Source organism: Candidatus Fermentibacter sp. (assembly GCA_030373045.1).
GTDB lineage: Bacteria > Fermentibacterota > Fermentibacteria > Fermentibacterales > Fermentibacteraceae > Fermentibacter.
Genome location: JAUCPW010000028.1, coordinates 39,668 through 49,900 on the forward strand (window position 1 = coordinate 39,668; position 10,233 = coordinate 49,900).

General features: G+C 66.2%; 9 protein-coding genes. 8 read left to right on the plus strand and 1 reads right to left on the minus strand.

Going from position 1 to position 10,233, the window contains the following annotated elements; genetic code table 11:
- Positions 1–27: 27 nt before the first annotated feature.
- The 7 genes from QUS11_05775 (at position 28) to QUS11_05805 (ending at position 7,548) form a co-directional block, all read left to right on the plus strand.
- Positions 28–1,215 (plus strand): pyridoxal phosphate-dependent aminotransferase family protein, encoded by a 1,188-nt coding sequence (locus tag QUS11_05775; GenBank protein ID MDM7992805.1) that lies wholly within the window; start codon positions 28–30, stop codon positions 1,213–1,215.
- Positions 1,216–1,228: 13 nt separating this feature from the next.
- On the plus strand, positions 1,229–2,353 hold the full coding sequence (locus QUS11_05780; protein MDM7992806.1) for a hypothetical protein: 1,125 nt from the start codon (positions 1,229–1,231) through the stop codon (positions 2,351–2,353).
- Between the two features lie 21 nt (positions 2,354–2,374).
- On the plus strand, positions 2,375–4,162 hold the full coding sequence (locus tag QUS11_05785) for an alanine--tRNA ligase (protein ID MDM7992807.1): 1,788 nt from the start codon (positions 2,375–2,377) through the stop codon (positions 4,160–4,162).
- A complete protein-coding gene (locus QUS11_05790) occupies positions 4,159–5,097 on the plus strand; it encodes a hypothetical protein (protein MDM7992808.1) in 939 nt (312 codons plus the stop codon). Before QUS11_05785 ends, QUS11_05790 begins: the two co-directional genes overlap by 4 nt.
- 9 nt (positions 5,098–5,106) lie before the next feature.
- Positions 5,107–6,162 carry a M20/M25/M40 family metallo-hydrolase gene (locus tag QUS11_05795; GenBank protein ID MDM7992809.1) on the plus strand — a complete coding sequence of 352 codons (1,056 nt, stop codon included), beginning with the start codon at positions 5,107–5,109 and terminating at the stop codon, positions 6,160–6,162.
- A gap of 213 nt (positions 6,163–6,375) precedes the next feature.
- The gene (locus tag QUS11_05800; protein ID MDM7992810.1) at positions 6,376–6,657 is read left to right on the plus strand and encodes a hypothetical protein; all 282 of its coding nucleotides are present in this window, start codon (positions 6,376–6,378) and stop codon (positions 6,655–6,657) included.
- Positions 6,658–6,807: 150 nt separating this feature from the next.
- Positions 6,808–7,548 (plus strand): class I SAM-dependent methyltransferase, encoded by a 741-nt coding sequence (locus QUS11_05805; GenBank protein MDM7992811.1) that lies wholly within the window; start codon positions 6,808–6,810, stop codon positions 7,546–7,548.
- A 13-nt stretch (positions 7,549–7,561) separates the two neighbouring features.
- Here QUS11_05805 and QUS11_05810 read toward each other — a convergent pair whose 3' ends face one another.
- The gene (locus QUS11_05810; GenBank protein MDM7992812.1) at positions 7,562–9,106 is read right to left on the minus strand and encodes a M20/M25/M40 family metallo-hydrolase; all 1,545 of its coding nucleotides are present in this window, start codon (positions 9,104–9,106) and stop codon (positions 7,562–7,564) included.
- A gap of 106 nt (positions 9,107–9,212) precedes the next feature.
- Between QUS11_05810 and QUS11_05815 the strand changes: the two genes are divergently transcribed.
- On the plus strand, positions 9,213–10,233 hold a 1,021-nt coding region (locus QUS11_05815), incomplete at its 3' end, for a hypothetical protein (protein MDM7992813.1).

Genomic DNA, 10,233 nt, shown 5'->3' on the forward strand with positions numbered 1-10,233 from the left:
ATTACCGTCACGCGGGAGTGCTGCAATATGACTCGTCCCGACATTTTCAGGAAATGCCTCGAGTACACAAGGGCCGACGAGGTCAAGAAGATGGGGCTCTATCCCTACTTCAAGCCCCTCAGCGGGCAGGTGGGCCCCGTCATGGAGATCGAGGGGCACAGCGTCATCATGCTGGGGTCCAACAACTACCTCGGTCTCACCAACCACCCGCTCGTGATGGCCAGGTCCGCCGAGGCCATCCAGAAGTACGGGACGGGATGCACCGGCAGCAGGTTCCTGAACGGCACCCTCGACCTCCATGTGGAGCTCGAGGAGAAGCTGGCCAGGTTCCTCCACCGCGAGAAGGTGGTCACTTTCAGCACGGGCTTCCAGACCAACCTGGGCGTGATCGGCGCGCTCGGCCAGAAGGACGAGCTGCTGTTCGTCGACCGCTCCGTCCATGCCTCGATCATCGACGGCACCAGGATGAGCTACTCCAGGGTGGTGAAGTACCGCCACAACGACATGGAGCATCTCGACCAGCTCCTCCAGCGCGAAGAGGGCCCGGTCATGATCGTCACCGACGGGGTCTTCAGCATGGAGGGCGATCTGGCCGACCTTCCGGGCGTCGTCAGGCTGGCGCGCAAGCACGGTGCCAGGGTGATGGTCGACGACGCGCACGGAGTGGGCGTGATGGGAGCACACGGGAGGGGCACCCCCGAGCACTTCGGCTGCGAGGCCGAGGTCGACCTCCAGGTCGGCACCTTCAGCAAGTCGTTCGCCTGCATCGGCGGCTTCGCCGCCGGCATGGACAAGGTCATCGACTTCATCCAGCACGAGGCCCGCACCGAGATCTTCTCCGCCAGCCTCCCGCCGGCCGCCGTGGCGACCGTGATGGCCGCCCTCGAGATCCTCGAGGAGCAGCCGGAGCTGATGGTGCGGATGCACAGGGCCGCCGAGAGGTCGAGAAACGGCCTGAGGTCCCTCGGATTCAACGTCGGCAACTCGGAGGCCCCCATCGTCCCCATCATCATCGGAGACAGCATCCTCACCTTCAGGATATGGCAGGCGCTCGACCAGGAGGGCGTGTTCACCAACCCCGTCGTGAGCCCCGCCGTGGCCCCCGACCAGGCCATGCTCCGCACCAGCTACATGGCCACCCACACCGACGAGATGATCGACCGGGCCCTGGAGGTCTTCGAGCGAGTGGGCCGCAGGTTCGGCCTGATAGGCTGACGGCAGCCCCGGGATGCCCCTCAGGATAGATCCCGTCGAGGGAAGAGGCTTCAGGGAGTTCGTGGAGCTCCCGTTCCGCCTGTACGAGGGCGATCCCCTGTGGGTGGCCCCGATCCGGAGCATGCAGCGCGACATGCTCGACCCCTCCCGCGGGCACCCCTTCCACCAGCACGGCGAGACCGCATGCTTCCTTGCCAGGGATTCCTCGGGAAAGCCCGTGGGGCGCATCTGCGCCATCGTCAACCGGGCCCACAACGAATTCCATCACGACAGGACCGGCTTCTTCGGCTTCCTCGAGGCCGTGGACGACCAGGAGGTCTTCGATGCCCTGCTGGAGACCGCATCCGCCTGGCTCCGCACGCGGTGGATGGATACCGTCAGGGGGCCGATGAACTTCTCCACCAACGAGGAGATCGGCACTCTCGTCGACGGGTTCGACCGCAGGCCGGTGCTGATGATGACCTACAACCCGCCGTACCACGGCATGCGGATCGAGGCGGCCGGTCTGGCCAAGTCCAAGGACGTGCTGGCATACCTGCTGGAGAAGGACACGATCAGATGGGACAGGATGAGGAGGCTTGCCGGTCTCGTCGAGAGGAGGACCGGGGCCGAGGTCCGCACGGTGAGGCGGAAGCATCTCTATGAGGACGTCCTGACCCTGATGGACATCTACAACGAATGCTGGAGCGCGAACTGGGGCTTCGTCCCGATGACCGACGCGGAGTTCAGGCAGATGGCGAAGGACCTCTCCCTCATGCTGGTGGAGGACCTCGCGCCTGTCGTCTACGAGAACGGCAGGGCCGTGGCCTTCGCCGTGGGTCTCCTCGACGCCAACGCAGCTTTCCATGCAGCGCGGGGCAGCCTGCTCGGCACCTTCCTCAGGCTCAAGGTCCCGCCCTTCCGCATCAGGATCGACGGCGTCAGGGTGATCCTGCTCGCAGTGCGCGAGAAATGGCGCGGATGCGGGCTGGAGAGCCTCATCATATCGAGGATGATCGAGACCGGCTTCAGGATGGGCGTCACCTGGTCGGAGCTCTCCTGGGTGCTCGAGGACAACCACGCGCTCAGGACGATCCTCGAAGAGGAGATGAACACCGCCGTGTACAAGACCTACAGGATCTACGACAAGACCCTCTAGCCCGCCCGGAGGCTCCATCCCATGACTTCCGACGAACTCAGGTCCCTTTTCATCGACTTCTTCGTGGGTCGGGGACATGCCCGCATAGACGGCGCATCCCTCATACCCGAGAACGACTCCACCGTCCTCTTCACCACGGCGGGCATGCATCCCCTCGTGCCCTACCTCATGGGAGGAAGGCACCCCGCGGGGCGCAGGCTCGTGGACCTGCAGAAGTGCATCAGGACCGGCGACATCGACTCCGTGGGAGACTGTTCGCACCTCACCTTCTTCGAGATGCTCGGCAACTGGTCGCTCGGCGACTACTTCAAGCGCGAGGCGATCACCTGGAGCTACGAATTCCTGACGGGGAGGGAGTGGCTCGGCTTCGACCCGGCTCTCCTGAGCGTGACGGTATTCGCCGGCGAGGGGCAGGTCCCTCCCGATGAAGAGGCCGCCCGCATCTGGGAGGAGATGGGCATCCCGCGCGGGAGGATCCACTTCCTGGGCCGCGAGGACAACTGGTGGGGCCCGGCCGGCGTGACGGGACCGTGCGGCCCCGACACCGAGATGTTCATCGATACCCGGAAGGAGCCCTGCGGCCCGTCGTGCCGTCCCGGGTGCGGCTGCGGCAAGTACTTCGAGGTCTGGAACGACGTCTTCATGCAGTACGACAAGACCAGGGAGGGCTCCTACGAGCCGCTTGCCCAGAGGAACGTCGACACCGGGATGGGCGTGGAGCGCACCGTGGCGATGATGAACGGCTGCGACAGCATCTACGGCATCCCGCTCTTCAGGCCCGTGTTCGAATTCCTTGAGAAGGCCTCCGGGCTCGATCCCGAATCCGATCCCGAGGCCCGCAGGTCGATGAGGATCATCGCGGACCACGCCCGGTCGTCCACCCACATCCTCGGCGACGACATGGGCGTACCGCCGTCGAACCTCGACCAGGGCTACGTGCTGAGGCGCCTTCTCAGGCTGGCGGTGCGGCACGCGAGGAAGCTGGGCATCGAGGGCCCGATCCTGCCGGATCTCGCCAGGCTCGTCATCGAGGGCGAATCCCACGTCCATCCCGAACTGACCAGGAACAGGGCCTTCATCCTCTCCGAGGTGGAGAAGGAGGAGTCGCAGTTCGAGAAGACCCTCCAGGCCGGGATGAGGGAGTTCGAGAAGCTCCTGCCGAACCTCCTGAAGAACCCGTCGAGGACCATACCGGGAAGGGTCGCATTCAGGCTCTACGACACCTACGGCTTCCCGGTTGAGTTCACCACCGAGCTGGCCCGCGAGAACGGCCTCGAGGTGGATGCCGAGGGATACGCCCAGGCTCTGGACAAGCACCGCGAGCTGTCGAGGGCCGGCCTCGACCGCAAGTTCGGGGGCGGCCTGGCCGACCACAGCGACATGGTGACGAAGCTCCACACGGCCACCCACCTGCTGCACAGGGCTCTCCGCGAGGTGCTGGGCGACCACGTCGAGCAGAAGGGGAGCAACATCACCCACGAGAGGCTCAGGTTCGACTTCAGCCATCCCCGGGCCATGACGCCCGAAGAGCTGTCGGAGGTCGCGAGGCGTGTGAACGCCGCGATCGAAGCCGACCTGGAGGTCACGTTCACGGAGGAGACGGTCGAGAAGGCCGGGGAGATGGGGGCCATCGGCCTCTTCAAGTCCAGGTACGGCGAGAAGGTGAAGGTCTACAGGATAGGCGGCTATTCGATGGAGATCTGCGGGGGACCCCACGTGGAGCGCACGGGAGGGATGGGAAGGTTCGTCATCCAGTCGGAGAAGAGCTCCTCCCAGGGCATCAGGAGGATAAGGGCGGTGCTCGAGTGAGCCGCACCGGCCTTCTCCTCGCGGCGGCCCTGCTGCCTTCGGCGGCGTGCGGGCAGGGGCAGGCCCTTCCCGACTTCTCGGGCTCGTGGGAGACCACATATGGCACTCTCGTCCTGACGCAGGAGGGCTCCTCGGTCTCGGGCTACTACATCATGAGCGGCATGTGCACGGTGGAGGGCACGATCGACGGCAGCGGCCGCTTCGTCTTCACCTACACCGAACCTGCCGCCTCGGGAGAGGGCTGGTTCGACCTCTCCGCCGACGGAACCGCGATCTCCGGGGAGTGGCGCGCCGACGGATCGTCGGCATGGGCGCCCTGGGTGGGCACCAGGAGCGGCTCCGCCGGAGACGGGAACGCCCGCTGGCTGGTGATCCTCGAGGCAGAGTGGCAGTCGGGCATGGACGAGCCCGAGTACTCGTTCGGCGAGATGCTCGCTGCGTTCTTCGCGAGGGTGGAGGGCGTCAGGGTGAGGCACAGGTTCATACACGACAGGTCGGATCTCCAGCTCTTCGCGCTCGAGGCCGCATCCCTGCCGGGCAGTGTCTACCTGCTGCTCTCGTGCCATGCCTCGGAGAACGGCATCTCCCTTGCCGACGAGACTCTCGACGGCAGGGCGATAGCCGAGGCGCTCGCCCCGTGCCGGAACCTCGCGCTGCTCCACTTCTCGAGCTGCCTCGTCATGGGCGGCGGCCTGCCCGCGCGGGTGATGTCGTCCAGGAGCGACTGGGACGAGGACTTCATCATCTCCGGCTACACCAAGAGCGTCGACTGGGCGGGGAGCGCGATAATCGAATTCTTCTACCTGGACTGCATTCTCGAGAAGGGGCTGCCTCCCGCCGAGGCGGCCAGGGCGGTACTGGGCACGCTCGACTATGCCGGGGAGGCGCCGGGCGGCTGGATGGACGCGGCCGGATTCACCTGGATCGAACCCTAGGAGGGCGCCATGGCCGTCGATGACATCGATCTCGGTTTCCTGGGAGCCCTCTGCGAGGCCGACGGGGTTTCGGGCAGGGAGGATGCGGTCAACGCCATCCTCCACGCACGCCTCGCGGATTCGGCCGACTCGGTGAGGGTGGATGCCGTCAAGAACATCCACTTCGTCAGGAAGGGCGACGGGAGCGGCCCGAAGGTGATGCTCGCCGCCCACACCGACGAGATAGGTTTCCTCGTGTTCAACATCGACGACGACGGCTTCATCTCCCTCGCCCCCCTGGGCGGCTGGACCGCGGAGAACATGATCGGCCACGCCGTCAGGATCCACACGCGGAAGGGCGGCGTCCTCCCGGGGGTGGTGCAGAGGAGGGCGGCGTGGCTGCCCGAGCACCAGAACAGGGCCCTGAGGCTCGACGAGCTCTACATCGACACGGGCATGAAGAAGGACGATGTCGTCCGAGAGATTTCGCGGGGTGACTGGGTCTCCATGTCCACGCCGTTCACGCGGATCGGGAACTGCCTGCTCGGAAAGGCCTTCGACGACAGGGTGGGCGTGTTCGTGATGGCAGAGGCCTTCAGGCGCTTCCGCAACGAGCGCATCGAGGTACACGCAGTGGGCACCTCCCAGGAGGAGGTGGGGCTCCGCGGCTCCACGGTGGCCGCCCAGGACGTCCGCCCCGACATCGCCATCGCCATAGACGTCACCGGCGCGGGCGACATCCCCGAGGCCCCGCCCCGGCTGCGCATCGCCCGGCTGGGGGACGGAGTCGCCGTGAAGTACATGGACGGCTCGGTGATCAGCTCGCCCGAACTCGTCGAGTTCACCCGCGGGCTGGCGGAGGAGGCGGGGATAGACCATCAGATGGAGATCCTCCTCGCAGGGGGGACCGACACCTCCTCCATGCAGAAGTGGGGGGCCGGGCCCCATGCGATCTGCCTCTCGGTCCCGAACAGGTACGGGCACGGCCCTGGATCGGTCATCCATTCGCACGACGCAGAGACCGCGATCGAGCTCCTGACGCTCATGCTCGACAGGCTGGACGGATTCGAACCGCCCGGGTCTTGACGGCGCATGCGTCATCCCCGATATAACACGCGGTTTCAGATTCTTGGCTTGGGGTTCCGTCATCCCTCCTTGTCGAGTGTATGTGCTCCCCGATTCGAGGCCTGATCCAAGGAAGCCCTCAGGGCTTGGGCATCCCGGCGCCCTGACAGCCGGGGAAGAGATGGCTTCGGGTTCGGAGCCGACAGGGGGCGGGAGCCCCGAGAAGGAGATACTGTGAGCAACAAGCTGTTCGTCGGAGGCCTTGCATGGGCTACCACAGACCAGTCCCTCGAGAAGGCGTTCTCGGTCCACGGTGAGGTCACCGAGGCCCGCGTCGTCCAGGACCGCGACACCGGTAGGTCCCGCGGGTTCGGGTTCGTGACCTTCGCCTCCTCCGACAGCGCCCTTGCTGCGAAGAACGCCATGGACAACGCCGTCATCGACGGCCGCAACGTCCGCGTCGACTTCGCCACCGACAGGGAGCGCACCGGCGGCGGAATGGGCAGCAGGCGATAACCCCGCTGTTCTCTGAGAGGGCGGCCCTTCGGGGCCGCCCTTTTTCGTTGCCGGCCCCTTCTCGCATGTCCGTCCCGGATCCCCGCCGGCCCGGTCTTGACCAGCGGCGGCCACCGGACGAAACTAAGGTTGGGAATGCGGATGGAGTGCATGAGGAACGCGGATCTCTGGAAACCTTCCAAGTTCGTTTCATGCCGGGGCCGGCTGGGGGCATCGCGCAACCCGCGCGAGGTGAGCCCGGGCTCGAGGCTCTTCACCGGCATGATCGCAGCCTGCTACGAGAGGTGCCTGCCCACGTTCGCGCGGGGGAGGACGGTCGACCTGGGCTGCGGGAAGGCCCCGCTGGCCGGCCTGTGCAGACCCCTTGTCTCCGACTACATATGCGTCGACTGGGCCGGGACCATCCACGGAAGGGACTACCTCGACCTCGAGTGCGACCTGTCCAGGAAGCTCCCGTTCCGAGACGGATCCTTCGACACCGTCATCCTCTCGGACGTCATGGAGCACATCCCGGAGCCCGGCCTCCTCTGGTCGGAGCTCTACCGCATCCTGTCGCCCGGAGGGACCATCGTCATGAACACGCCCTTCCTCTACCGGCTCCATGAGGAGCCCCACGACTACTTCCGGTATACGGAGTACGCCCTGAAGCGCTTCGCTTCCATGTCCGGCTTCGAGATCCTGCGGTTCGAATCCATCGGCGGATCGCCCGAAGTGCTTGCGGACCTCCTGGCCAAGAACCTGGTGTGTGTCCGTGCGGTGGGCCCGTTGATCGCAGGGCTGCTCCAGTCGGCCGTCTCGCTCCTCGGGCGGATGCGGTTCGTGAGGCACATCTCCGAGAGTACGGAAAGGGCCTTCCCGCTCGGCTACTTCATGGTGGCGGGAAGGCCCTGATCCAGAGGTCGCGTCAGTCCAGCACGACCAGCCTCGAGGCGCCGGACAGCCCTTCTCCGTCCCATCCCACGGCGTAGACCCCTGCCGGGAGGCCGGAAAGGTCCAGCTCGAGAGGCGTCGCACCATCGAGGGCGCACTCCGAGACGATCCTGCCGTCCAGCCCGTAGATCCTGCACGCGAAGACCCCCGCCGGGGCCCCGCACATCGTCAGGGCTGCGCTTCCGGAGGCCGGGTTCGGGGAGACCGACAGGGATGCGCATGCGCTTCCGCCGCCGCCGTTGATGCCCGAAGGTCCGACTGGCTGGGCCAGGGACGCGAGCGCGGCCACCGACGCCCTCACGCAGTCCGTACCGAACGGCCAGTATCCGGTGTAGTTGGCCAGAAGATCCGTGGTCGTGTGGTACCAGGGGTTGTAGTCGACGTCGTACTCGATGCCCAGCACGGCGGGGTAGCCGCAGTTCCAGAACGAGGAATGGTCGCTGTAGGTGGCCGAGGGATCGTACTCGGTCACCACGTCCAGCGAAGGCACGTAGGTGTCCATCGCCTGCGCCACCGCCTCGGCCAGGGCCTGCGACTGGGAGTCGTAGGGGATCCAGAGCGAGTCGTACCCGGCGGGGGCGAACAGGATCATGTCCAGGTTGATGACTCCGAGGATCTCGTCACCTGCCTCGAAGGCCGACTGGGCGTAGTATTCGCTGCCTACGAGCCCGACCTCCTCCGCGCTGAAGCAGATGAACCTCACCGTGTACCTGAACTGGTACGGAGCCATGACCCTCGCCGCCTCGAGCACGGTGGCCGACCCGCTGGCGTTGTCGTCGGCCCCGGGGGCGGTTTCCTCCATCGGCCATGTGATGGAGTCGAGGTGGCCGCAGATGATGTAGATCGAGTCGGGCGAGACCGCACCCGGGATCTCGGCTATCACGTTGCTGGTCTGGTCGCCGTAGAAGGTGAACCACTGCTGGTCGCAGGGGATCCAGTGCAGCCCGAACCACTGGTCCACCCAGGCGGCCGCCTGGTCGTACTCGTCCATGACGCAGACCCTGGTGCCGTAGTCCTCGAGATGCTGGATCACGGCCATGATGCTGTCCTGGCTCACCGCGGCCACCATGTCGTCGATCATCCCGTCCGTTACGCCGGAAGGGACGGCCGGCGCCCCGCTCCGCTCGCAGACGACCCTCAGGGGCGACACCAGCCTCGTCCCGGGAAGGCCGGTGATCGGCCGGCTCCCCTGCGGAATCGATACGATGGCGACGTCGCCTCTCTCGAAGATCGTGGTCCCGAGAAGGCCGGCCGTGCGAGGATCAGCTCCGGGAGCCAGGTGGACGACGACCAGGTCGTCGAGGTCGAAGGGCCCCTCGAGCAGGATTTCCGCAGGGGCCGGGACGCTCCCCGGATCGTCACAGAGGGCTATGAACCATTCGGCGTCCCTGAAAACCACGTCGAGCGCCTCGTACCAGCCCTCGCCCGAGGCCGTCCTGACGTCCCGCTCGACGAGCAGGAGATCCGCACCGGGACCGGTCGAAACAATGAGCGAAATCAGCAGTGACAGAGCGTGCATCGGGGACCGACCTCCATTCGCCTCGCCGGGATGACGGGATCGGCTCCGAATATAGCTGTGCGAGCGGCTTCGTGCCCCGGGCCGGCCGATCCCTTATGTTCGGGGCGTGTTTCGAACCGTCTGGCTCCTCCTCAGGACCAAGCTCGGATCCGTCCGCGGATCTGCCGCCTCCATGTGGGAGTGCAACAGGCTCAAGCTGATCGCAGGCGTCCTGACGCTCGGGGTCATCGCCCCCGCGATGTACTTCCTCTTCCTCTTCCTCTTCGGCAGGCTCATCGCAGTAGACGACGCCGGGTTCGGGGTCGCCCTGTCCGGCCGGCTCCTCTCCACCGCATTCATGGCCTTCTCGGTGTTCCTCGCCGTCTCCTCGCTCATCGGCGGGATCTCCATCCTCTACAGGTCTCGCGAGACCTCGATGCTCCTCGGCCTGCCGGTCCGCTCATCCGCAGTGGCGGTTTTCAGGACCGTCGAGAGCTGGTTCTACGCTGGCTGGTCGACACTCCTGATGGGCGTACCCGTAATACTGGCATTCTCCGAGGCCACCGGCAGCGGACCGGGCGTGGCCGTCGCCGGTCTGGCGCTTCTCGTACCGCTCGTGCTCTCTTCTACCGCCGCGGGCTCGATAGTCCTCGCCGTCCTGTCGCGGCTCGGGTCGATCCAGAGCCTCAGGAGAGGGGCCGTCGGCGCCGTGGTGATGTCCGCCCTCATGATACTGGTCTTCCTGAGAGGATCCGATCCCGGCGCGCTGGTCATCCCGGACAGCAGCGCCGGAGACCTCCAGGCGGTGCACCGCTTCGTAGCCGGGCTCCCGGCTGCCGGCCATTCTCCCTGGCCCCACGCCCTCTTCGGGGCCGTGCTGACAAGGCTGGGCACCTCCGGCCCCGGGCAGTACGCCGGGAGGGCGGCGGCCATACTCACAGCCGAATCGGCCGTCCTGGCGGCCCTTGCCCTCTCGCTCACCGCGATCGGGTTCAGGGGGAGGCACGCCTCGATGGCCGGCGAAGCCGGCCTTTCCCCGTCGAGGGGCTCCGTCTTAAGGCGGGGGGGGCTGTCCACGGCGCTGGTCGATAAGGAGGCGCTGCTCTTATCCCGGGATACCCTTCACTTGATACATCTATCGCTACTGG

What these genes read in the sequence shown, in the direction of transcription:
- QUS11_05810 (MDM7992812.1), bottom strand. Translation starts at nt 9,106, where the DNA reads ATGCACGCTCTGTCACTGCTGATTTCGCTCATTGTTTCGACCGGTCCC.
- QUS11_05775 (MDM7992805.1), top strand. Translation starts at nt 28, where the DNA reads ATGACTCGTCCCGACATTTTCAGGAAATGCCTCGAGTACACAAGGGCC.
- QUS11_05780 (MDM7992806.1), top strand. Translation starts at nt 1,229, where the DNA reads ATGCCCCTCAGGATAGATCCCGTCGAGGGAAGAGGCTTCAGGGAGTTC.
- QUS11_05795 (MDM7992809.1), top strand. Translation starts at nt 5,107, where the DNA reads ATGGCCGTCGATGACATCGATCTCGGTTTCCTGGGAGCCCTCTGCGAG.
- QUS11_05805 (MDM7992811.1), top strand. Translation starts at nt 6,808, where the DNA reads ATGAGGAACGCGGATCTCTGGAAACCTTCCAAGTTCGTTTCATGCCGG.
- QUS11_05785 (MDM7992807.1), top strand. Translation starts at nt 2,375, where the DNA reads ATGACTTCCGACGAACTCAGGTCCCTTTTCATCGACTTCTTCGTGGGT.